This is a genomic window from Yoonia sp. SS1-5 (assembly GCF_038443705.2).
GTDB lineage: Bacteria > Pseudomonadota > Alphaproteobacteria > Rhodobacterales > Rhodobacteraceae > Yoonia > Yoonia rhodophyticola.
In genome coordinates this window covers 2,730,894-2,753,421 of the sequence record NZ_CP151767.2, presented here as the reverse complement: position 1 = coordinate 2,753,421, position 22,528 = coordinate 2,730,894, and the positions used below count along the sequence as shown (strand labels likewise).

Genomic DNA, 22,528 nt, shown 5'->3' with positions numbered 1-22,528 from the left:
GCACCTGGGATGACTTGCAAAGTCCTCACCTGCCTAAACGCCCTTACTTAATGTCCCCCTAATATCTCAAATGCGCTTCAAATAATCTCAACGGTCGGAACGCAGCAAAACGATCTCGACCCGGCTGTTGCGGGGTGCCGTCGGATCGGTGACCACCGGATGCCGATCACCGGCACCGGTCAGGCGCACGATGCGCCTTGACGGCAAACCGCCTTCTTCAAGCAGCAGTCGCATCTGCGTGGCGCGACCGATGGATTGATCCCAGACAGGCCGGTCCACCCGCAAGACAGTTTCAGCAGAAAGATGTCCCTTGATCGCAACCGGGTTGGTGACGCTTTGAAAGAGGCGGCCCAGCATCAGGCCGATCTGTGTCGCAACCGGGCGTGGGGTCACGCCGTCCGCTTCAAACAGTTTCACGTCAGGGCGGTCGAATATCTCGATCACCAGACCCTCATCTGTCAGGCGGGTGACAATATGCCGAAGCGCAAGGTCCGAAACCATGCTTTCGCCGCCCTGCCCCAAAAGGATATCCTCGATGTTTTGCAGTGACGCGACCTGCGCGGCTTCGGCGGCGTCGCCCTCATCATCACTTTCCGTCCGCAAGGGGTTCTGGCCGATCGTGGGTTGGTTGATGCCCGTCCCGCTTCTGGCGAGGCTGTCTTCGGTAAAGATGTTATTGCCACCAAAAGCGCCGGACCCACCGCCGGAAACCCGGCTGATCGGAATTGTTGGCGAAAAATAATCCGCGATCCCTTTGCGCTGCTGTTCTGTTGTGGCGTTCAGCAACCACATCAACATGAAGAAGGCCATCATCGCCGTTACAAAATCGGCATAGGCGACTTTCCAGGCGCCACCATGATGGCCGCCACCGCCGACCACTTTCTTGCGTTTGATGATTGTCGGTGCGTTTGATGTACCGCTCATGATCTACCCTCGAATTTCACCCCGCTGGCAGAGGTAGAGGGAGGGTGTGAAAACGCCCTTAAAGTAACAATTCAATGCAAATGCGGCGGTAATCAGTGATCATCCGATCCAACGATCAGGGCCAGGCCCGCTGCAATGTCGATCCTGAGTTGGGCACGCGTGGCGCGGGCGGCCATATAAGACTGGGTCAACGCAACATATGCGGTGCCAAAATCGCCCTGTTGCTCAAAACTGCGGATCTCGTGTTCAAGCGTGTGCAATTCAGTCAGCACGTCAAAGAGAGCGTCCCAAAGCGTCATTTGCGCAGGATCATCAGGCAAAATCCGGTCGGCGATCCGTTGCAATACCTCGACCCGGGCAGCCTGTGCAGCCCGCGCAAGCGGTTCGTCCAGAAAGGCCAGGACCACGCGCTGATGTTGCAAACGCTCCACCAACTCGACGGGTTGGAGTGGGACTAGTATTTCGGCCATCAACTGCTATCCGGTGCAAGAACGATGCATGCCTAGCACCAAAAACACAAAATAATATGGCTAATCTCAGTCCTTATTTTGGCGCCGACACCCGGATATGCTGTGTTTTGAGGCTGTGTTGATGCCAAAAACCGCGTTTAAATAGACTGATCAGCGCAGTTGCGCTGACTGGACAACACCGCCAAATCAAGGACACGTTGCAAGGTTGCGCCATGTGCAAAATCGGGTTGAACGGGTTTACCCGCGCGGATGGCATCAAGAAACCTGACATAGTTTGATGGGATATCGGGGGCAGCGACCGGGCGCCACGTGCCGGTCTGCAAATCCTTACCCTTTGCGATCTTCAGGCTGCTTTCGAAGTTGATAAATTGCACATCCAGCCCACCAAGTGTCCCGTAAATGCGAAGGCTGAGGTCATTGATATGCCCGCTGGCAAATCGGCTGGCATGGATGACACCCATCGCCCCGTTCGCAAGGGTCAGATGCATGGCCATGCTGTCATTGGCATCCAAGGCATAGTCCGCAATCTTGTCGCCGGGGGCCTTGGGGAATGTCTTTAACCGACAGGATACATGATCTGCATTCGCTCCGATGGCATGGCAGACATAGTCAAGAATATGAACGCCTACATCCCCCAGAACGCCCATAGAGCCGTGGGCCGATGACAGCCGCCACAGCCACTGGGCCTCTTCCCGCCAATCACCCCACAGCGATTGGGTCAGCCAGCTTTGCAGATATGAGGCCTCGAAGTGGCGCACCCCGCCAATCTCGCCTGCGGCGACCAGTTTGGCGGCCTCCTCCAGCGCAGGCACGTTACGATAGCTGAGATTGACCATATTGATCACGCCGGCTTTGGCGGCGGCATTGGCCATTTCGGCGGCATCGGTCTGATTGCTTGCAAGCGGTTTCTCGCACAGAACATGTTTACCCGCGGCCAACAGCGGTAGCGTCGTCCGATGGTGAATTTGATCAGGGGTCACATTGGATGCCGCATCAAATCCACCCCATTCCACGGCAGCTTCGACCGAATTAAACGCGTTGGGGATATCGTGCGTGGCGCAGAATGCGGCAAGCGCCTCGGCATTCGGGTCGACGCCACCGACGACCTGAACATCCGGTATTTTGGAATAGGCGGCCACATGCTCTCGGGCCATGCTGCCGGTGCCGACAATGATGACGCGGATCATCGAAAACCCTCCTCGCCATCCTGATGAAGCCGGGGACCGCGTTCCTGAATGGGCTCGAGTGCCTGATCAACCGGCACATTCGGGGCGTCATTCACCCCGACAACACGGCGGGCGGGGTTATAGGCCCAGCGCACCGCGTTCTGCAGCACGCGCTGGACATTGGGGTCGTGATAGGTCGGATAGGTTTCGTGGCCCGGGCGGAAGTAGAAAACATTCCCGGCCCCACGTTTATATGTCAGGCCGGACCGGAATACCTCGCCCCCTTGAAACCAACTGATAAAGACGGTTTCCAGCGGTTCAGGGACGCCAAAGGGCTCGCCATACATTTCCTCATTCTCAAGTGTGAAATGATCAGGAAGCCCCGCGGCAATCGGATGGTTGCGGGATGTCACCCACAGCCGCTCGCGCTCACCGGCTTCGCGCCAGGTGAGGTTGCAGGCGCTTCCCATCAGCCGTTTGAAGGGTTTGGCGAAATGGGCCGAATGCAGGGCGATGAAACCCATGCCGGACCAGACGGCCTCGACCACCCTTTCGGCAACGGCGTCCGACACATCCCCATGGGCCGCATGCCCCCACCATAACAGCACGTCAGTTTCTGCAAGCCGTTCGGCCGTCAGCCCATGTTCCGGGTCCTGCAACGTTGCCGTCGTGGCGGTGACATCATCACTTTGCAATGCGGCAGCGATAGTGCCGTGCATTCCGTCGGGGTAGAGATCGGATACTGTCTTATTCGTCTGTTCGTGAACGTTCTCGCCCCAGACAACTGCACGGATTGGCATGGTTTTACCTCTTCTCAAAGCGCTTTGGAAAACCCTGCGGCGAAATCTGCAGAAACGCAAGTCATCTGCGATCAATAACCAGCGGCAGGCCGTCATGGCCGCCTGCAGGCGGGGCATCAGGCAAGATCCGACGGCGTGACAGATCGTATTTGGGCGACCGACGCGGCGCAAAAGTGTCAAGCTACCTTTACACTTGCTCCGATGAGGCATGTCACTTTAGACTGACGTTATGAGTGTCACGTCAGATTTACAGATTGAGACCACGACACGGCGGTGGCCGGAACCGCGCGCAACGCTGCGCCTGATCAAGCCGGTCACGTGGTTTCCGCCGATGTGGGCCTACTTATGTGGCGTCGTGTCATCTGGGGTAAGCCCCTCTGGCCATTGGGTATTGATCATTCTGGGGGTGATCTTGGCCGGGCCAGTCGTCTGCGGCATGAGCCAAGCCGCCAATGACTGGTGCGACCGGCATGTGGACGCGATCAACGAACCGGACAGGCCGATTCCATCCGGACGCATTCCGGGCCGATGGGGGCTGTATATCGCACTTGCGATGACCGGATTGTCGCTATTGTTGGGATATCAACTGGGGCCGTGGGGCTTTGGTGCGACGATTCTGGCCGTTGCGGCGGCGTGGGCCTATTCGGCGGAACCGATCCGGGCAAAGCAATCGGGCTTTTGGGGGCCCGGCCTTTGCGGACTGGCATACGAGACGCTTCCCTGGATCACCGGCGCGGCAATTCTCAGCGCGGGTGCGCCGCAGGCAGACGTCATCATTATTGCTGTTCTCTATGGCATAGGGGCGCACGGGATCATGACGCTGAATGATTTTAAGGCGGTCGCAGGTGATCGGGCCATGGGCCTGCGTTCACTGCCTGTGACGCTTGGGCCTGCGCGGGCGGCGCGGCTGGCCTGCTGGATCATGGCGGTTCCGCAGGCGGTTGTGATCGGGCTGCTGACCTATTGGGGACATCCGGGCTACGCGCTGGGCGTGATGGCAATGCTGGCCGTTCAGTTAGGGGCTATGCGGGTTCTTCTGCGCGACCCCGAAGGCAAGACACCCTGGTATCAGGGCATGGGCATTCTTTTCTACATCAGCGGCATGATGATCGCCGCCACCGCAATCGGAGGCTAAGATGACACTATCCTGGTTCCAGATTTTCCGGCTTGGCCTTGTGCAGATGGCGCTGGGGGCCATTGTGGTGCTGACCACATCAACCCTGAACCGGCTGATGGTGGTCGAACTGGCCTTGCCGGCGATTTTGCCAGGCATGCTTGTTGCCCTTCACTATGGCATTCAGATGACCCGGCCACATTGGGGGTTCGCATCCGATGCCGGGGGGCACCGGACCAAATGGATCATCGGCGGCATGATTGTGCTGGCCTTGGGGGCATTGCTCGCCGCTGTTGGCGTGCTGGTGCTGGGGTCCTCATTTGCGGGCGGAATGGTGATTTCGGTCGTGGCCTATGCGCTGATCGGTCTGGGTGTCGGCGCTTCGGGGACGTCCCTTTTGGCGCTGCTTGCAACGACGACAGCGCCGCACAGACGGGCAGCTGCGGCGACGATCACCTGGTTGATGATGATTTTCGGCATCGCGATGACTGCGGGCATCGTCGGGTCCCTGATTGACCCCTACACCCCGCAGCTTTTGATCCGGATCGTGGCAATCGTTGTCACGGCTGCGGTGCTGCTGACCTGCCTGGCCGTCTGGCGGGTGGAGCGCAAGCTGATCGCGGTTCGCGAGCCCGATCCGACACCCTTTCGGGAGGGGTTGCGCGAGGTGTGGCAGGAACGCAAGGCACGTAACTTTACCTTGTTCGTCTTTCTGTCGATGACCGCGTATTTCATGCAAGAACTGATCCTGGAACCCTATGCCGGGCTGGTCTTTGCGTTCACGCCGGGGCAATCAACCTCGCTGTCGGGCGCGCAAAACGGCGGGGTCTTTATTGGCATGCTCACCGTTGGGATCATGGCCACGGGGCTGAAGATCGGCGCGTTGCGCAACTGGGTCATGGCGGGTTGTCTTGGATCTGCAGCCGCGCTGGCACTGATCACGTTTCTGGGGCCAATGGGACCGGGTGCGCCATTGATGCCAGCGGTCGTCGGGCTTGGTTTCTTCAACGGAATGTTTGCAGTTGCAGCCATCGGGTCGATGATGGCGCTGGCCGGGCAAGGCCGCGAACGGCGCGAAGGCACCCGGATGGGTCTTTGGGGCGCGGCGCAGGCGATAGCGGCGGGCTTTGGCGGGCTGGTTGGGGCCGGTATGGTTGACCTGCTGCGCCTGACATTCACCGACACGCAGGCCTTTGGGTCCGTATTCATTTTCGAGGCAGGCCTGTTCATTGCCGCCGCAGCCATGGCGGCGCGGATCATGGACAGAAAACTGCCATCAGCCACGCTCGTTCCGGGGGAATAGCCGATGCATTATGATGTGATTGTTGTGGGCGGGGGCCCATCAGGGGCCACTGCCGCAGAAGATCTGGCCCGGTCAGGGCATAAGGTGGCTTTCATCGACCGGGAGGGTCGGATCAAGCCTTGCGGCGGGGCGATCCCGCCGCGTCTGATCGCTGATTTCTTCATCCCTGATGAACAGATCGTGGCCAAGGTGAACACGGCCCGCATGATCTCGCCCACCGGTCGGCAGGTCGATATCCCGATCGAAAACGGTTTTGTGGGGATGGTGGATCGCGAGCATTTTGACGAATTCCTGCGGGATCGGGCGAAAAAGGCCGGCGCGCACCGCTATAGTGGCACCTTTGTTCGGATCGACCGCGACGGTGACGGCACACAGGTGATCTACCGCGACAAGGTCAGCGGGAACGAAATGAAACTGACCACGAAACTGGTCATCGGTGCCGATGGCGCCCGGTCCAATGTGGCCCGCGCCGAGGTCAAGGATGGGGACAAGATCCCTTACGTGATTGCGTATCACGAGATCATCGAGGCCCCGAAGGGTACGCCGCAATACGATCCAATGCGCTGCGATGTGGTCTATGACGGCCGGATTTCGCCGGACTTTTACGGATGGGTCTTTCCGCATGGCGGGCAAGCAAGCGTTGGCATGGGATCCATGATCAAGTCGGTTGATGTAAAGCAGGCGACGGCGGATCTGCGTGCGGCATCAGGCCTGACCGATTGCAAAACCATCCGCAAGGAGGGGGCGCCAATACCGCTTAAACCGCTGGACCGATGGGATAACGGGCAAGACGTGGTGTTGGCCGGTGATGCCGCAGGTGTTGTCGCCCCGTCATCGGGGGAAGGTATCTATTACGCGATGGTTGGGGGCCGGGTTGCCGCCACCGCGGCGGCGGCATGTCTGGCAAGCGGCCGCGCACGGGATCTGCAATTGGCCCGAAAACTGTTCATGCGCGAGCACAAGCAGGTATTTCGGGTTTTAGGCGCGATGCAAAACGCCTACTACCGCAGCGACGAGCGGCGCGAGCGGTTCGTTTCCCTGTGTCACGATGTCGACGTGCAAAAGCTGACATTCGAGGCTTATATGAACAAGAAACTGGTAAAGGCGCGGCCCATGGCGCATCTGAAAATTGGCATCAAGAACCTTGCCCATCTGACGCGGCTTGTCTCGCCGCTGCGCACATGACCATCATGATCCCGGCCTGGGTAAACGGCAAACTGACGCCCGTCGAAAAGCTTGATGCGCATCAGCGTGGGTTGAAACACAAGGCCGTCAGCGTCTTTGTGATGAACCGGGGGCGCGTGCTGATCCAGCAGCGGGCCATGCATAAATACCATACGCCGGGCCTTTGGGCGAATACCTGCTGCACCCATCCCGCATGGGACGAGGATGCAACCGATTGCGCCGTGCGTCGCCTGAACGAAGAATTGGGCATCAAGGGTCTTTACCCGTCCTACCGCGATCAGATCGAGTACCGCGCCGACGTGGGCGGCGGGTTGATCGAGCATGAAGTGGTCAAGGTCTTCGTGGCCGACGCCCCCAATGACCTTGTCATTGATCCCAACCCTGACGAGGTCATGAACACCCGCTGGGTTGATTTTTATGACCTGTCCGCCGAGGTTGCCCGCCATCCGGCGCAATACACCCCGTGGCTTCAGATCTATCTGCGCGACTATCAAACCGTGATCTTTGGCGATCTGGTACGGGCTGGCTGACCACGGCACTGATGCCTGAACCCGGTCATCGGGGCGGTCCGGCGGCTGTCGGGTATCTTGTCGCATCCCCTCTCTTACAGTTCGGTGCGTCGGGTGGTAACTGCAGCCATCGGATTGAGGAATGTGGTCATGACAACTTGGGTCTTTGCCTATGGGTCGCTTCTGTGGAACCCGGGCTTTACGCCAACCCGCGCGGTCAAGGCGCATCTGCACGGGTATCACCGCAGCTTTTGCATGTTGTCCATTCATCACCGCGGGTCAGAGGATGATCCCGGGCTGGTTCTGGCGCTTGATGCGGACCCGCAGGCGCAGTGTACGGGCATGGCATTCGAAATCCCGCAGGCGGATGAGGCGCAGATCATCGCCGATATCCGAGAGCGCGAGCTGATATCATCTGCCTATTTCGAGCAGGCGGTCGACCTGACCACCGATGATGGCAAGACGCTGACGGCCCTGACCTACATCATTAATCGCGATCACCGGCAATATTGCCAGTACGACCTTGAAAAACAGGCCCTGATCATCGCCAAGGCAATCGGCGGGCGGGGGCCAAATACCGAATACCTGTTCAACACGGCGGCGCATATCCGCGACCTCGGGATTGATGACCCGGATATGGATTGGCTGGCAACCCGCGTACGTGCCCTGACAGCAACATAGGCCGGGACCGTTTTCATTTTGGATTTGCGGGCAGAGCGCCTATGGTCCTATCTGGGCTAAGCAGGCAACAAAGATAAGGCATCTCGTGGCGAACACCAGAGCAACCAAGGCGCAACCGCAGTTCTCTCAACCGATCCGCCAAATTCTGTTCATGCTTGTCGTGATCGGGCTGGTCGCGGCCGGATTCTATCTGGGGCAACGGCAGATCATCGCGATCTATCAATCCAATCCCTATCTGAATGGCGTTATTCTGGGTGTGTTCCTGCTGGGCGTCCTGTCATGCTTCAATCAGGTCTTTCTGCTGATCAAGTCAGTCCGCTGGATCGAGCGTTTCGCCCGTGACGCAGGCGGGCATTCCTATAGTGCAGCCCCGTCCCTATTGGCACCGCTGGCCACATTGCTTAGCTCGCGGGGGGCGAGAACACAGATTTCCGCCTCATCTGGCCGGTCCATCCTCGATTCAGTGGCGCAGCGGATCGACGAAGATCGCGAAATCACCCGGTATATCGGCAATGTGCTGATCTTCCTTGGCCTGCTGGGCACCTTTTACGGCTTGGCGACAACTGTCCCTGCCCTTGTGGAAACCATTCGGTCCCTGAACCCCGGCGAGGGCGAGGACGGCGCAAGCATCTTTGCCCGTCTGCAAACCGGTCTGGAAAGCCAGCTGGGCGGTATGGGAACGGCGTTTTCCAGCTCGCTCCTCGGGCTGGCCGGTTCGCTGGTTGTGGGGCTGCTGGAACTTTTCGCGGGGCATGGGCAAAACCGGTTCTATCGCGAACTTGAAGAATGGATGTCCACGATCACCCGTGTCGGGCTGGAGGGTGATGAAGGCACCGTCGGGGCCGATAGCGGGGTGATGGGCGCCTTTGTCGAGCAACTGGGCGAGTTGATGGACACGATCCAGATGATGATGGGTCAGATCGACGAAGACCGTGAACAGACTGATAAACGGCTGGCCAATCTGGCCACATCTGTCGAACAACTGACTGATCTTTCGCGCGAGGATCCCACCAAGGCCATGCTGCAGCGCGTCGCCGAAGGGCAGGAAACGCTGGTCGAGAAGATTGGCGAGAATGGCATGGATGGTATGGATGCCGAAAGCCGCATGCGGCTGCGGTCTATCGACGTACAATTGCTGCGCATTCTTGAGGAACTGACCGCTGGCCGGCAGGAAACCGTCGGTGATCTTCGGGGCGACCTTGCAGTTCTTGCTGACGCGATCAAAGAGCGGGGCTGATCCATGGCGCTAAGCCGCAGATCATCAAACCGTTTCCAGAACGCCATCTGGCCCGGCTTTGTGGATGCCATGACCGGGCTTCTTCTGGTGCTGATGTTTGTGCTGACCATCTTCATGGTGGTTCAGTTCGTTCTGCGCGAGCAGATCACCGGTCAGGAAACCGAGCTTGATGCGCTCAAGGGGCAAGTGGCTGCGTTGACGGACACGCTGGGTATCGAACGCAATCGCAGCGCCAGCCTGAATGCCGATCTTGATCTGCTCACCGCGCAGGCCCAGTCGCAGGCTGGCCGGATTGCAACGCTGACCGCCGAGCGGGCACAGCAGGAAAGGCTGCTGGGGGATGCGCGGGAACAGATCACTGCGTTTGAGGCACAGGTTGCCGGACTGCTGGCAGATCAGCAGGCGGACCGGGCAACGATTGCCGATCTTGAAACGAACCGGCAGGATCTGTTGTCCGAGCAGGAGGCGCTGAACCTCGCGCTGGCGCAGGCCCGTGATGAGATCGACGCAGGCGTCGAAGCTGCCCGTCTTGCCGCTGCCCGCCGCGAAGCACTGGAAGGTATGCTCGCCGATCTTGAGGCCCAAAACGCCGATAGTGCTGCCGAAATCGACGAACTGGAAGCCGCCCGGCTTGCTGATGCCGCCGCGGCCCAAGCGCTCCGCGACCGGCTCGAGAATGCGGATACCGAACTGACCGCGATGACCCTGAACCTCGAGGCCCAGCGCCGCGAGGCCGAGGATACGTTGACCTTGCTGGCCGCCGCCCGCGCCGCGCAGGCGGCATTGGAAGACGAATTTGCCGCATTACTTTCTGAAAGCATGACCCAGACCGCCGATCTGAACGACCAGCTTGCCAATGCGCTCGACGCCCTTGCGCAGATGCAAAATGCGCAGGACAGCCAGCTGACCGATGCGGAACGGCAGGCGGCCTTGCTTGCGCAGGCCAATGATGCCTTGGCCCAGGAAGAGGCGTTGTCAGCAGAGAGCCAGCGTCAGGTTGCGCTTTTGAACGAACAGGTGGGCGAGCTGCGTGCCCAGGTCGGCAATCTTCAGTCCTTGCTGAATTTGGCTGAACAGGATGACCGTCAGGCGCAGGTCCAGATCGAAACGCTGGGCGCGCAACTGAATACGGCGCTGGCACGGGTTGCGTCGGAAGAACGGCAGCGCCGCGCATTGGAAGAGGCCGAAAGGCAACGTCTGGAAGAAGAAACCGCGCGGCTGGCGGAAGAGGCCGAACGTCTCGCCGCAGAGGCACAGGATCTTGCCCGTTTCAAGTCGGACTTTTTCGGGCAACTTCGCGAAGTGCTTGAAGGGCAGGACCGGGTCCGCGTCGAAGGGGATCGCTTTGTCTTTTCTTCCGAGGTGCTGTTCCAGCCCGGCCGTGCCGAGCTGTCCGCCGAAGGGCAGGCCGAAATTGCCAATATCGCCGGTATTCTGCGCAATATCGCAAGTGAGATCCCGGAAGGCATTGATTGGGTGATCCGGGTTGACGGGCATACTGATAACATTCCGGTCAGCCGCGGCAGCCGGTATCAGGACAATTGGGAACTGAGCCAGGCCCGCGCCCTATCTGTCGTCCGCTTCATGTCAGGTGATCTGGGCATCCCGCCCCGCAGGCTTGCCGCGAATGGATTTGGCGAGTTCCAGCCGCTGGACCCGGCGGATACAGCTGAGGCGCGCGCACAAAACCGCCGGATCGAGCTAAAGCTGACCGAACGCTGATCGTGGTGGTGACGTCAGCTGCCTTTGCCAGCCAATGCGGCCCGAACCGTTGCGAGATTGGCCCCGATTTCCGGGATATCCGGCGCCAATCTGCCTGCCGCCAGCAAGGCACGCTCTGCGCCGCGCATATCACCCATTGCATAGCGCACATTGCCCAACCCAAACTGCCAAAGCCAACTTTCCGGCCATCTACCTGCGCCGGTCTGATAGGCTGTTTCGGCAGCATCATAGACCTTGACCCGCTCTAGCGCCGCAGCCGCTGAAAGGGCCGCCGCCTCGGTTGCCGTCGCCGGCAGTTGATCGGGTGGCAGGATGACCAAGCCCCATTGATTGCCACGCCGCCAGGTGCGCGCAAACAGATCAAATGGCATCACCATCTGATCCCGCTCGCCGGAATTGAGGAAGATCTGATCGCTTTGCAGGTCGTAGCCTGTCACCACGCCGTAATGCCACACCGGTGCAACCCCCAGCCCGAGGTTCTGGAACACGATGACGGGGTGTCCTGCCGACACCTCTGCCAGCAACGCATCAAACGTCGATAGTTCGACGGCAAATTGTCCCTGCCTGCGGGCGGCGCCGATCATGTCGGCCAGATAAGTCCCCCGCGCCCCGGGGCTGAACGACAGGGCCGCGATGTCCGCCTGTGTGACATCCGCGCCTGCCCATTGCATCACCATCGCGATAGAGGCAGGGCCGCAATAGAAATCAGCCTGCTGGATCAGTGGAACCCCGGCGACCACGGCCCGGGTCGGGATATCCGCCGTGAGTTCCTCGGCTGGGTCAAACGGGGCGGCACAGGCCGCCAGCCAGCACAGTGTCAGGACCGCGCAAAACCGTCTGATCAGCGGGCGCACCGGGTAAAGCTGAAGATCCGGGTCAGGCAAAGGATGTCGGTCACCAGCAGGATCACAAATACGGTGAACAATGTCCCGACAATATCACCGCCAGCACTGTCATTTTCCATTTGCACCATGATTGATGCCACTTCTGCATCCGACAAGGCGGCAAGGCGGGCCTCGGCCTCTGTCGGGTCGACGCCAAGCCCGATCAATTCCGACTGCACCTCGGCCCGTTGCAGCTCGTCCATCAGGAAGGCGCGATCACTGTGCTGCGCATATTTCGAGATCATCGCATCAGTGCCAAGCATCTGCGCCTGCGCCACGCTGGCTGTTGTTGTGGCGATCAAGAGCTGCGCACAAAGACCCAGCGCGATCCCGCTTTTCATGAAGTTTGCGATTGCCATTCGTCTATGCCCCTCTCAGCGGCAGGGGATTGCCCCACCAATTGTCTTGCCTTCCCGTAGTTTCGGGGAATTTGGCGACTTACGCAAGGACAGCTGCCGCAGATCGGCAAGAACAGCCTAGGTGAAAGCCATGGCGTTTTACAGCAACAGGATGCGCAGGATTTCCAAGCCCACCAGAACCACAATCGGCGATAGGTCAATCCCACCCAGATCAGGCATGAAACGGCGCACACGGCTATAAAGCGGGTCCAGAAGACGCTCGAGCGTGTACCAGACCTGGCCCACAAATTCCTGCCGGACGTTGAGAACCTCAAACCGGATCAACCAGCTCATGATGAAATGTGCGATCACGAAAAACCTGACCACGCCGATCAGCAGCAGCAGAATTTGGATGATGGATGCCATAATATGAAAGCCCTTATGCGGTTTTTCCTGACCTAGGCATTTGCGTCCCCGCAAGCAAGCCCCCGACATGACCCAAGGTCAAGATTGACGTTTACGTCAAGCTACAACATCCCTTGGTTGATCAGCTTGGGAATTGCCAATGTATCCGCTCGTCCGTCTTGCAAAAGAATATATTCTGGCACGTCAGAAAGGGCCGCTGCCCCCGCTGGGAACCCATGTATCGCATCATCGCTGCTGGCCGCAGGACATTGATCTGTTCATGGAAATGAATAACGGGCGGATTTTAACCATTCTTGATCTGGGGCGCACGACACTGGCGCATCGCGTTGGTCTGTTGCGCGCGTTGCAGCGCAACAAGTGGGGCCTGACGATGGCCGGGGTGTCGGTGCGCTATCGCAAGCGGATCCGGCCATTCGTCAAATTCCGGGTCGTCAGCAAGCCGGTGGGCTGGGACCACCGGTTCATGTATCTCGATCAGTCGATCTGGATCGGCGACGAATGTGCGGTCCAGGCCCTCTACCGGTCGGCGGCGACGGACAAGAACGGGATTGTCGCGCCCGACAGGTTGTTTGCCGCGATGGGGTTTACAGAAACGCAACCTGCACTGCCAGATTGGGTAAAGGCCTGGATTGATGCTGATGCGACACGGCCATGGCCACCCACCGATAACGGGTTGTCGTAAACCTTTGCTTGCCTCTGCACCATTTTGCGGTGTCTTATCAGCGCAAAGAAAAACAGGGGCAGAATGATGGCGGTCAGCAAGAAACGCATCTGGGGATGGATGTCCTTTGATTGGGCGTCGCAGCCTTTCTATACACTTGGGCTGACATTCATCTTCGGGCCCTACTTTGCGGCCGTCGCGGCCGAACATTATCTGAGCACAGGCATGGATAGCGGCGCCGCCAAGGCGCAGGCCCAATCCATCTGGACGGCGGGCCAAACGGTGGCCGGGCTGTTCATCGCATTCACCGCGCCATTTCTGGGCGCTTTTGCGGACAATTCCGGGCGCAAGATCCCATGGATCGCGTTCTTCTCGATCATCTATGTGATTGCCGCATGTCTGCTATGGGGCCTCACCCCTGACGGCAGCCGGATCCTGCTGATGCTGATCATCTTCTATGTTGGTTTCTTTGCCGCAGAGAGCGCATTGAACTTCGTCAATGCGATCCTGCCATCACTGGGCGATGATGATGACGTGGGCCGCATTTCCGGATCAGGGGCTGCATTTGGATATTGGGGCGGGGTGACGGCCCTGTTCTTTATGCTGCTCCTGATGGCGGAAAACGATCAAGGCGTGACTTTGCTGGGCAATCCGCCGCTTTTCGGGCTGGATCCAGAAATGCGCGAGGGCACCCGATCTGTCGGGCCATTCATCGGGATCTGGTACGCGATCTTTATCATCCCGTTCTTTCTATGGGTCCGCGATGATCCGAAAGTTCAGGGGAAATCGACAAAAATAAGCGCGGTCGCAGGTGATCTTTGGGCCACGCTGAAAGGCGTCTACATCCGCAAGAGCCTGCTGAACTTCCTCGTGGGGTCGATGTTTTACCGCGACGCGCTGAATGCGCTTTATGCATTTGGCGGGATTTACGCGCGCCTGGTGCTTGATTGGAGCACGATCCAGATCGGCGTTTTCGGAATTGTTGCCGCGATTGCGGCCGCGGTGACCACCTGGGCGTCCGGGCTTGCCGATCAGCGCTATGGGCCAAAACCGGTGATCATCGTGATGGTCTGGGTGCTGATTGCGGTCTCCGCGACCATCGTGGGCATGTCGCGCGAACAGCTCTTTGGGATCCCGTTGGCCGAAGGGTCATCGCTGCCGGACATCATCTTTTATGTCTGCGGGGTCTGCATCGGTGGTGCGGGCGGTGCTGTCTATACGGCAAGCCGATCCATGATGGTGCGGCATACCCACCCCGAACGCCCTGCCGAGGCTTTTGGCCTGTTCGCGCTTTCCGGCAAGGCAACCGCATTTTTGGCGCCAGCCTTTATCACTTTGTTTACTGTTTTGACCGGAAATACGCAGTTAGGGTTTCTGCCTGTGATCTTCCTTTTCCTGGCGGGCCTTTTCTTGTTACGATGGGTCAACAAGAATGGAGATCGCGCAGAATGGTCCGACATCTAGCAGCAGTTATCATGGCACTTGGGTTGGCCGCATGTCAGCCCGACGCGCCACCATCGGTTGAAACCGTATCCCAAAACGCGAATGACACGCGCGTGGCCAAGAACCTGTTTGGCGCCGCGCCGCGTGGGTCCGCCCAGCGATCACAGCCCGTCGGCGGATATGCGCGCGGATGTCAGGCGGGGGCAGTGCAACTGCCCGAAACCGGCCCGACATGGCAGGCCATGCGCCTGTCGCGCAACCGCAACTGGGCGCAGCCGGAGACTGTCGACTTTGTGCAGGACCTCAGCCGCTTTGCGGCCACTCAGCCCGGATGGGCCGGGCTATATGTCGGCGATATGAGCCAGCCGCGTGGCGGGCCGATGTTGACCGGGCATCGCAGCCACCAGACCGGGCTTGATGTCGACATATGGATGCTGCCGCCACAACGCCTGAACCTGAGCGTTGCCGAGCGCGAGAATATCTCGTCGATCTCGATGCGGCGCAGCGCCGGGGCGTTTACCAACAGTAGTTGGTCACCGCAGCACGAGGCGGTGCTGAAGGCAGCAGCCTCTGACCCGCGTGTTGCCCGCATCTTTGTGTTTCCCGGTGCAAAGGTTGCGATGTGCAACAGCGCAACGGGCGACCGGGCGTGGCTCAGCAAGATCAGACCATGGTGGGGCCACCACTATCATTTCCATGTGCGGTTGAATTGCCCCGCAGGTGCAGCAGGGTGTACCAATCAGGCACCGCCACCACCCGGCGATGGCTGCTCAGAGGCTCAAGGCTGGGTTGATCGTATCCTCAATCCGCCCCCGCCTGACCCGAATGCAGCACCTGCCCGGCCACGGGCCGAACTGACCATGGCAAATCTTCCGGGGCAATGTCTGGGTGTGCTGAACGCAAACTAGCGCGTTTGATGGGAAATCTGGCGTCTGTTGGTATTCTCGTAATGCTCTGAACATCTTCTCGTAAGAAACTGCACAGCTGTGCCGCTAAACCCGGCGGCACAGTCCAACACGCATATAGAAAATCCTGCCATGTTTCGTTCCCTTTGTTTGCTTGTCATGTTGAAAGCGGCACCCGCCCTTGCGGATGCAAGCCTGATCGGCGCCTATCTGTGGGAGCGGGACGATCCGCTTTTCGGCGGCTTGTCCGCGATCGAAGTGGGCGCAGATGGGCTCAGCTTTGTCACCGTCAGTGACCGGGGGGCGATGGCCAAGGGCAGCTTTGCGCGGGAAGACGGCGAAATAACCGGTATCGCGCTGGGGCCGATTGAATTGCTGCTTGATAGCGATGGCACCCCACTGGGCGATGAAAAGACCGACAGCGAAGGCGTGGCCATCGGGCAGGACGGGACGATCCATGTGTCCTTCGAAGGCCGCTTTGACGGGGTCCGGTCGTTTCCGGATGTCGGCGAAATCGGATCACCCCTGAATACGAGCGAGCGGTTTCTTGTACTGCAGGCGAATTCGTCGCTCGAGGCGCTGGCGATTGGCGATGACGGGGCGCTTTATGCCCTGCCGGAACGATCCGGGCGCGCAACCCGGCCATTTCCGGTATTCCGGTTCAAGGACGGCAAATGGGACGCCCCGTATCAGATATCCCGGCAAGGCGCGTTCCTTGTGGCGGGTGCGGATTTCGGGCCGGACGGGCTGCTTTACGTGCTTGAACGAGATTTTCTGGGGATTGGATTTCGCAGCCGGGTGCGCCGCTTTGACCTTGTCGAAGGCACTGAAGAGCTGGTCTTGCAAACGCGGGTCGGCACGCATGACAACCTGGAAGGTATCAGCGTCTGGCAGGATGCGGATGGCTTGCGGATGACATTGGTGTCGGATGACAATTTCAAATTTTTCCAGCGCACCGAAATCGTGGAATATCGGATCAACGATTGACGGATCGCGTCTGTGGCGGTAAGGCGGCGCGTCCCCGGACCAACCGGCGGACCAAGTGCCGCACCCTTGCCAAAACGGAACAATAACATGACACGTATCCTTCCCGGCGTTATCGCCATGGCCACCATCGTTGTGGCGTCCAATATTCTTGTCCAATTCTTCGTCGGTGACTGGCTGACCTGGGGGGCATTCACCTATCCGTTTGCCTTTCTGGTGACCGATCTGATGAACCGGGTGCATGGCAAAGAGGCGGCCCGCAAGGTTGTGTTCTTCGGGTTTATCGTTGGCATCATCTGTTCGTTCATCGGCACCCGGGTCATGGTCGAACTGGCCCCCGATTTCGTCGTACCGGCGGTCACGCTGCGAGTCGCCATCGGGTCGGCAACCGCATTCCTCGTGGCCCAGCTGATCGACGTTGCCATCTTTGACCGGTTGCGTGACGGATCATGGTGGCGGGCCCCCTTGGCATCGACGCTGGTTGGATCGACAGTGGATACCGCCCTGTTTTTCTTTATCGCGTTTTCCGCCGCGGCTGGCGGCCTCTTGGGTGTTGATCACAATACGGAATTCTTCAACGAGGTCGTGCCGACCCCCTTTGGTGCGGACCTGACCCGCTGGGTCGGTACAGCAGGCGTGGACTGGTGTGTCAAAGTTGCCATCGCGCTGCTCGCCCTGATCCCGTTCCGCATCATTGTTGGGCGGATGGTCGCACGCACGGCATAAACAGCAATATGTACGATATTTTTACTTGAAATATACCAAATCTGTGCCAACCTCCAAGCAGGCGAAACAGTTTGAAAGGAGGTGATCCAGTGCATCATGAGGTATTGGAGAAGTGTGTCGGGACAACTTATGGGGGTCAAAGCTGAGGCAGCCCTTGGCTGAGAAGACCATAAGGTGGGCAACCTAACCGACCCGCCTCCGAAATTCAGGAAAGGGCCATCCCATCGCCGGGGTGGCCCTTTTTCTAAGCCGAATGCGGCGCGAGGATGCGTTTTGACGCAACCAAATGCAGCCACACAAGTTTGACATCAATGCTGTATGCTTGCCGTAGAAAACCTGTACAGACAGATTACACACCACCTTATACGCGCCGGAGCGGACATCATGCGCATCAATGATCACATCGAGATCGCCGATTGGGAGCTGACAGAAAGCTTCACCCGATCCTCGGGCCCCGGCGGGCAGAATGTGAACAAGGTGTCCACTGCGGTCGAGTTGCGGTTCGAGGCAGCCCGGTCGCCCAATTTGCCCGACCCGGTCAAGAACCGGCTGCGCCGATTGGCCGGGCGCCGTTGGACGACAGACGGTGCGATTGTGATCTTCCTGCAGGAAACACGAAGCCAGGCCCGCAACCGCGAAATCGCGCGTGACAGGCTGACCGAACTGATCCGCAAAGCCTGCGAGCGTCCCAAACGTCGACTGGCCACAAAGCCCACTTACGGATCCGTCAAACGCCGGCTGGCGGCCAAGAAAGCACGGGGCGAGGTCAAGGCCCTGCGCGGGAAAGTGGAGGACTAGGGTCAGGACCCTCGGGCCCGGCCCCTAGACCCGTGTACCCATCTGCGTATTGATGATCCGGGCGATTGCGGGCGCGTCTTCCTCATGTGCCAGATGCCCAAGCCCCGCCAATTCGGTCAATGTGGCCATGGGCAACCTGGCGGCGGCATCCCGGCTGATTGACGGTGGGACGGCCTTGTCGTTCAGCCCGGCAATCAAATGCACATGCGTCTCGATCTGCGGCAACCGGGCAAGCAGCTCGTCAAGTGACCATTGGGCCATCATCGACAGGGTCGCATCCACATGGGCACGGTCGGTTGCAAGCCGGTAATACAGCTCCAGCCCCTCGGGGGCGAGGGTCGACCCGGTGCCAGCCACAAGGTTCCGCACGCTGTTCCGCGTTGTGGTGCTGGCAAAAAGTGAGGCGCTGAACGGGGTGACCGCAAGGGCCTTGGCCATCAGCGGAAACAGCCACCCGGCCACCCCTTTGAAATTGCCCAAGGCCGCGTTGATCCCGACAATCCCGTATTGCGGCCGCATCCCCATTTCACACATGCGCAACGCAAGGGGGACACCGGCGGAATGCCCCACGATCAGATCCGGCATCCACGCTTCGGCCTGGCACAGGCCCAGCAGGTCCTTGGCCATCGGATCAAGCCCACAGCGTTGTTGCGCGCCCAATTGGGTGAACCCCTGTCCGGGCAGGTCAACGGCGATGACCTGATATTGCGGGCACAGCAGCGGAAACAGGTGCCGAAAACTTTGCGTCGCGCCGCCCGCGCCATGGATCAGCAGAATGGTTTCGCCACTGCCATGTGATTGCACATGCCAGCGATGAGGCCTGTGCAAAATCTGTCTGGAATGCTGCCGTAATGGCCAGTCCCGCGCATCGTCGGGCCAGCGCATGCGTCAGTCCCCCAGCGATGCGGCAACGGATTGGGACAACCGATGCGCATCAGCGCGCGGCAATGGCAGATAGGCCGCATCAAGCGTCTGCGCCAGATTGCGCAAGGCAGGTTCCGGCCTGTTGCCGGTGTCAATCACAAGGGCATCGCAGTGATGCGCCCGGACCCGGCGGGCCACTTGTTGCGCATCGGTAGCGGCCTGCTTGCGATCCGCATTGCCATCCAGCGCTATATTGGCCCGCCCATCGGTAAGAATGATCAATGTGGGTGTCAGCCCACGGCGCCCGGCCTGATTGGCCTGTTCGAACGCCGTCATCATACCTGCGGCCAGCGGGGTTCCCCCGCCGCCTGGTAATGCGGCCAAGCGGCGTTTGGTCTGAACAAGTGACCGGGTCGGCGGCAACAAAAGCTCGGAGGTTGTGCCGCGGAACGACACCAGTGCCACGTGATCGCGTCGCGCATATGCCTGCGCCAGCAGCAGCTCAATCGCGCCCTTGGCCTCGGCCAGCCGGGTCACCGCCGATGATCCAGACGCGTCGACGGTAAAGATCAACAGCCGGTCAGACTTTTCTTCGAACCTTTTGATGCGAATATCTGCAGGCCGGATCTGCAATCCGTCACTTGCGCTGCTACGCCGCCGGATGGTTTGCCACGGGGCCGCAGCGCGAAGCGTCGCGATAAGGTCAATCCGTGCCCCGTCGTTCAGCCTGCCAGCCCGTGATGGCAAAGGGCGACCGCGCCGGTTTCCCTTGCGTGCCGCACCGGTCCCGCTGCCGCGCCCCTGCCGCGCCTTTGCAGCCGTCAGCCGGTCGAGAAGGTTATCGGGCAGAAGCGCGCGCACCGCGTCCAACAGCAGCTCTTGCGGAAGATCCAGACTGTCCTGCGAGGCCTGATCGGTCGGGTCTGGCGGGGGGGCTTCGGGCGCGGCCGGGGCAGGTTCCGGCAGGCGGGTTGCCCGATGCGCCAATGTCAGCGCGCAGGCCATTTCCAGATCATCGTCAATGATCATCTTGCGATCCGACCGGGCCGCAAGTGCGCGTGCCGCCCGCAGGGCGAAAACAGGCGCACGCAAACTGTCGATCCCCAAGTGGGATGCGACTGTCACGATCTGATCAATCATTTGCGGATCGTACTGCACCAGTGCCAATGGTGTTTTTGGCCCCAATGGCGGCAACCGGTCGGTGTCGTGGATGGTGACGTCGGACAAATCCACCCCAAAGGCCAGCCGTTCTGCCAGTTTCGGGTTGAGCCGCTCATCGGGCTCGGCACCTTCGTCGAGTGCAATCAGGGTATGCCCGACAGCCCGGTCCAGCGTCAGGGCAAGCCGCGCGGCCAAGGCCGGGCCGGCGCGTTCGGCCATGCCCAGGATCAGGGGGCCGGGATCGGCCAGCAGCCCGCGCTGCATAATCAGTTGTTGCGCCTCCAGCGTGGCAGACAGGTCAAGGCCGCCAAACAGGGCCTCATCACTGATCGCGGGATGAAGCCTGCGCGCGGTAGGGTCGATATGGGCCATCAGCCGATCACGCACAGGTCCGGCACGGGCGCGGATGGCTATCCCGCCCAATCCGGGGTCAATCGCCAGCAGTTCCAGCGCCAGCATGGCACGGGTCCAGCTATCCAAGTATCTCTTCCACGGTTCGGGCGACCCGTGTTCCGCTACCTGCCTCGTCCAGTGGATCGCGGCGCAATCGGTGCCGCAGGGCCATGGGGGCCACGCTGCGCACATGTGCGCGGGTCAACGCGGTATCATTACGCCATGCAGCATAGGCGCGGGCGGCCTTGAGAAGGGTCAGTTCCCCACGCAACCCATCCGACCCCAATGCCAGGCACAATTCGGCGACATCGCGCATTGTCTTTTCCGGCGTCTTCAATTTGCCGAGCGTCTTGCGCGCAGTCAGGATCCGGTCCCGGATCGCGGCATCCTCGGCCTGCCAGCGCAGCATAAACGCCGCATTGTCATTTTCGAACGCATCGCGGCGTTTCACAACCTCGACCCGTGTGTCGATATCCTTGGGCGAGGTCACCTCGACCGACAATCCGAACCGGTCCAGCAGCTGCGGTCTTAGCTCGCCCTCCTCCGGATTGCCCGAGCCGACAAGCACGAAACGGGCTGGATGTCGGATTGACAGGCCCTCACGCTCGACCACGTTTTCACCGGATTGGGCAACATCCAACAGCAGATCAACAATGTGATCTTCCAGCAGGTTAACCTCGTCAATATAAAGATAGCCGCGGTTGGCTTGCGCCAGCAGACCCGGCTGAAAAGCCTTTTCGCCCTTGGTCAGGGCCTTTTCGATATCCAGCGCGCCTGTCACGCGATCTTCGGTTGCCCCAAGGGGCAGATCGACCACCGGGGTGGGGCGCGTATGGCCGCGTTTGGTCGTTAAACCCGCCCAGTCGGGGACCAGCGCTGCCTTTTCGCTATTCACCGGGCAACCCTTGATCGCCTTAATCGGCGGCAGGAGGGCGGCCAACGCACGTACAGCGGTCGATTTGCCAGTGCCCCGATCCCCAAAGACCAGAACGCCACCGATGGATCCATCAATCGCGGTCAGGATCATGGCCTGCTTCATTTCGTCCTGACCGACGATGGCGGAAAAGGGAAAAGGGGTCATGCGGCCTCCAGGTTTTTCAGGGGCGAAGTGCCGTTCCACGTGCCGCTGTCGGAATGTACGGCAAACCGGGCAAACAATTCTTCCTTGAACCAATCGCCCGCCCGCACTGCCTTGATCGCATCGCCATGGGGGCCGGTGCGCGCAAACGCATCCATTGCGGATTTCGTGGGCCAGATGGAAAAGGTGATCTGGTCAATTAATGGCAATTCGCCAATGCCGATCTTGAACGCGACATCAGCATCGGTGCCAATCATGCGTGAGATATCGGGGACCTGCCGCCAGAAACGGGGGATGATCTTGCGGCGGATCGCGGCGCGCGTCAGCGCGGCCATGGGGCCGGTCGCCTGATCGGCCTGTTGGGTAAACGGCACTTGCCCGTCCCATTCACCCCTGACCGAGGTCGGGGTCAGCAGCACAGACCAGGTTTCGACTGCGCGCTTGCGATATCTGGCAAAGATCGGTGCGTTTTCGATCCGGTCCTGCGCTGTGCTGGCATCAGGCCAGACAGCAAGGATCGCGATCACCGATGGATTAAGTGTAGGCGAGAACCCATAACCGGTCCCCGACCCGCAGAGTTTCCAGAAACCGATATCCGGCGTGCGGGACAATGGCAGCCGCCCGGCGCCCATCATCATCAACGCCCAGGCCCGGGCGGAGAACCCGGAAAAGCGGAAGAATGAGAGGGTGACGATCTGGGTCACAAAAGGGCACCTTGGCGAGGAGTGTCAATTAATCCTGACATATCAATGGTCA

24 protein-coding genes are annotated in these 22,528 nt (G+C 59.9%); 13 read left to right on the top strand and 11 right to left on the bottom strand.

The annotated features are described in order from the left end of the window. Positions 1–87 precede the first annotated feature (87 nt). The 4 genes from AABB31_RS15035 to AABB31_RS15020 all read right to left on the bottom strand — a co-directional run bounded on the left by AABB31_RS15035 (position 88) and on the right by AABB31_RS15020 (position 3,360). Positions 88–924, bottom strand: a complete 837-nt coding sequence (locus AABB31_RS15035; protein WP_342077369.1) for a flagellar motor protein MotB — start codon at positions 922–924, stop codon at positions 88–90. 92 nt (positions 925–1,016) lie between these two features. Next, positions 1,017–1,394, bottom strand: a complete 378-nt coding sequence (locus AABB31_RS15030; protein WP_342077370.1) for a hypothetical protein — start codon at positions 1,392–1,394, stop codon at positions 1,017–1,019. Positions 1,395–1,531: 137 nt separating this feature from the next. Continuing rightward, the gene (locus AABB31_RS15025; RefSeq protein WP_342077371.1) at positions 1,532–2,581 is read right to left on the bottom strand and encodes a Gfo/Idh/MocA family oxidoreductase; all 1,050 of its coding nucleotides are present in this window, start codon (positions 2,579–2,581) and stop codon (positions 1,532–1,534) included. Continuing rightward, positions 2,578–3,360, bottom strand: a complete 783-nt coding sequence (locus AABB31_RS15020; RefSeq protein ID WP_342077372.1) for a ThuA domain-containing protein — start codon at positions 3,358–3,360, stop codon at positions 2,578–2,580. The genes AABB31_RS15025 and AABB31_RS15020 overlap by 4 nt, the downstream gene beginning before the upstream one ends. Positions 3,361–3,589: 229 nt before the next feature. Between AABB31_RS15020 and chlG the strand changes: the two genes are divergently transcribed. The 7 genes from chlG (at position 3,590) to AABB31_RS14985 (ending at position 11,111) form a co-directional block, all read left to right on the top strand. Further along, a complete protein-coding gene (gene chlG, locus AABB31_RS15015) occupies positions 3,590–4,495 on the top strand; it encodes a chlorophyll synthase ChlG (protein WP_342077373.1) in 906 nt (301 codons plus the stop codon). 1 nt (position 4,496) lies between these two features. Further along, the gene (locus AABB31_RS15010; RefSeq protein ID WP_342077374.1) at positions 4,497–5,777 is read left to right on the top strand and encodes a BCD family MFS transporter; all 1,281 of its coding nucleotides are present in this window, start codon (positions 4,497–4,499) and stop codon (positions 5,775–5,777) included. Positions 5,778–5,780: 3 nt separating this feature from the next. After that, complete coding sequence (locus tag AABB31_RS15005) at positions 5,781–6,962, top strand: geranylgeranyl diphosphate reductase (RefSeq protein WP_342077375.1); 1,182 nt, start codon at positions 5,781–5,783, stop codon at positions 6,960–6,962. Beyond that, on the top strand, positions 6,959–7,492 hold the full coding sequence (idi, locus tag AABB31_RS15000; RefSeq protein ID WP_342077376.1) for an isopentenyl-diphosphate Delta-isomerase: 534 nt from the start codon (positions 6,959–6,961) through the stop codon (positions 7,490–7,492). The genes AABB31_RS15005 and idi overlap by 4 nt, the downstream gene beginning before the upstream one ends. A 129-nt stretch (positions 7,493–7,621) precedes the next feature. Continuing rightward, positions 7,622–8,152: a gamma-glutamylcyclotransferase gene (locus AABB31_RS14995; RefSeq protein WP_342077377.1), complete on the top strand. Its 531-nt coding sequence runs from the start codon at positions 7,622–7,624 to the stop codon at positions 8,150–8,152. Positions 8,153–8,303: 151 nt separating this feature from the next. Then, complete coding sequence (locus tag AABB31_RS14990; RefSeq protein ID WP_342078815.1) at positions 8,304–9,389, top strand: biopolymer transporter ExbB; 1,086 nt, start codon at positions 8,304–8,306, stop codon at positions 9,387–9,389. 3 nt (positions 9,390–9,392) lie between these two features. Then, a complete protein-coding gene (locus AABB31_RS14985) occupies positions 9,393–11,111 on the top strand; it encodes a peptidoglycan -binding protein (protein ID WP_342077378.1) in 1,719 nt (572 codons plus the stop codon). A 14-nt stretch (positions 11,112–11,125) separates the two neighbouring features. Here AABB31_RS14985 and AABB31_RS14980 read toward each other — a convergent pair whose 3' ends face one another. From AABB31_RS14980 to AABB31_RS14970, 3 genes are all read right to left on the bottom strand, one after another. Further along, a complete protein-coding gene (locus AABB31_RS14980) occupies positions 11,126–11,965 on the bottom strand; it encodes a PA2778 family cysteine peptidase (protein WP_342077379.1) in 840 nt (279 codons plus the stop codon). Beyond that, positions 11,953–12,354 carry a PA2779 family protein gene (locus AABB31_RS14975; RefSeq protein ID WP_342077380.1) on the bottom strand — a complete coding sequence of 134 codons (402 nt, stop codon included), beginning with the start codon at positions 12,352–12,354 and terminating at the stop codon, positions 11,953–11,955. The genes AABB31_RS14980 and AABB31_RS14975 overlap by 13 nt, the downstream gene beginning before the upstream one ends. Positions 12,355–12,492: 138 nt before the next feature. After that, complete coding sequence (locus tag AABB31_RS14970) at positions 12,493–12,759, bottom strand: YggT family protein (protein WP_342077381.1); 267 nt, start codon at positions 12,757–12,759, stop codon at positions 12,493–12,495. A gap of 139 nt (positions 12,760–12,898) precedes the next feature. Between AABB31_RS14970 and AABB31_RS14965 the strand changes: the two genes are divergently transcribed. The 6 genes from AABB31_RS14965 to arfB all read left to right on the top strand — a co-directional run bounded on the left by AABB31_RS14965 (position 12,899) and on the right by arfB (position 18,276). Then, positions 12,899–13,441 (top strand): acyl-CoA thioesterase, encoded by a 543-nt coding sequence (locus AABB31_RS14965; protein ID WP_342077382.1) that lies wholly within the window; start codon positions 12,899–12,901, stop codon positions 13,439–13,441. Positions 13,442–13,504: 63 nt separating this feature from the next. Next, positions 13,505–14,884, top strand: a complete 1,380-nt coding sequence (locus AABB31_RS14960) for an MFS transporter (protein WP_342077383.1) — start codon at positions 13,505–13,507, stop codon at positions 14,882–14,884. Further along, a complete protein-coding gene (gene mepA / locus AABB31_RS14955) occupies positions 14,869–15,771 on the top strand; it encodes a penicillin-insensitive murein endopeptidase (protein WP_342077384.1) in 903 nt (300 codons plus the stop codon). Before AABB31_RS14960 ends, mepA begins: the two co-directional genes overlap by 16 nt. Positions 15,772–15,900: 129 nt before the next feature. Then, positions 15,901–16,755, top strand: a complete 855-nt coding sequence (locus AABB31_RS14950; protein ID WP_342077385.1) for an esterase-like activity of phytase family protein — start codon at positions 15,901–15,903, stop codon at positions 16,753–16,755. A gap of 87 nt (positions 16,756–16,842) precedes the next feature. Next, on the top strand, positions 16,843–17,478 hold the full coding sequence (locus AABB31_RS14945) for a queuosine precursor transporter (RefSeq protein WP_342077386.1): 636 nt from the start codon (positions 16,843–16,845) through the stop codon (positions 17,476–17,478). A gap of 384 nt (positions 17,479–17,862) precedes the next feature. After that, entirely contained in the window at positions 17,863–18,276 is a 414-nt protein-coding gene (gene arfB / locus AABB31_RS14940; protein WP_373634925.1) for an alternative ribosome rescue aminoacyl-tRNA hydrolase ArfB, read from the top strand. Between the two features lie 24 nt (positions 18,277–18,300). Here arfB and bchO read toward each other — a convergent pair whose 3' ends face one another. From bchO to crtA, 4 genes are read right to left on the bottom strand one after another with little or no spacing between them, the layout of a single operon-like run. After that, positions 18,301–19,161, bottom strand: a complete 861-nt coding sequence (gene bchO, locus AABB31_RS14935; protein ID WP_342077387.1) for an alpha/beta fold hydrolase BchO — start codon at positions 19,159–19,161, stop codon at positions 18,301–18,303. Between the two features lie 3 nt (positions 19,162–19,164). Continuing rightward, positions 19,165–20,760: a magnesium chelatase subunit D gene (locus AABB31_RS14930; RefSeq protein WP_373635810.1), complete on the bottom strand. Its 1,596-nt coding sequence runs from the start codon at positions 20,758–20,760 to the stop codon at positions 19,165–19,167. Between the two features lie 13 nt (positions 20,761–20,773). Further along, positions 20,774–21,775 (bottom strand): magnesium chelatase ATPase subunit I, encoded by a 1,002-nt coding sequence (bchI, locus tag AABB31_RS14925; RefSeq protein WP_342077388.1) that lies wholly within the window; start codon positions 21,773–21,775, stop codon positions 20,774–20,776. After that, on the bottom strand, positions 21,772–22,476 hold the full coding sequence (gene crtA / locus AABB31_RS14920) for a spheroidene monooxygenase (RefSeq protein WP_342077389.1): 705 nt from the start codon (positions 22,474–22,476) through the stop codon (positions 21,772–21,774). The genes bchI and crtA overlap by 4 nt, the downstream gene beginning before the upstream one ends. Between the last annotated feature and the right edge of the window lie 52 nt (positions 22,477–22,528).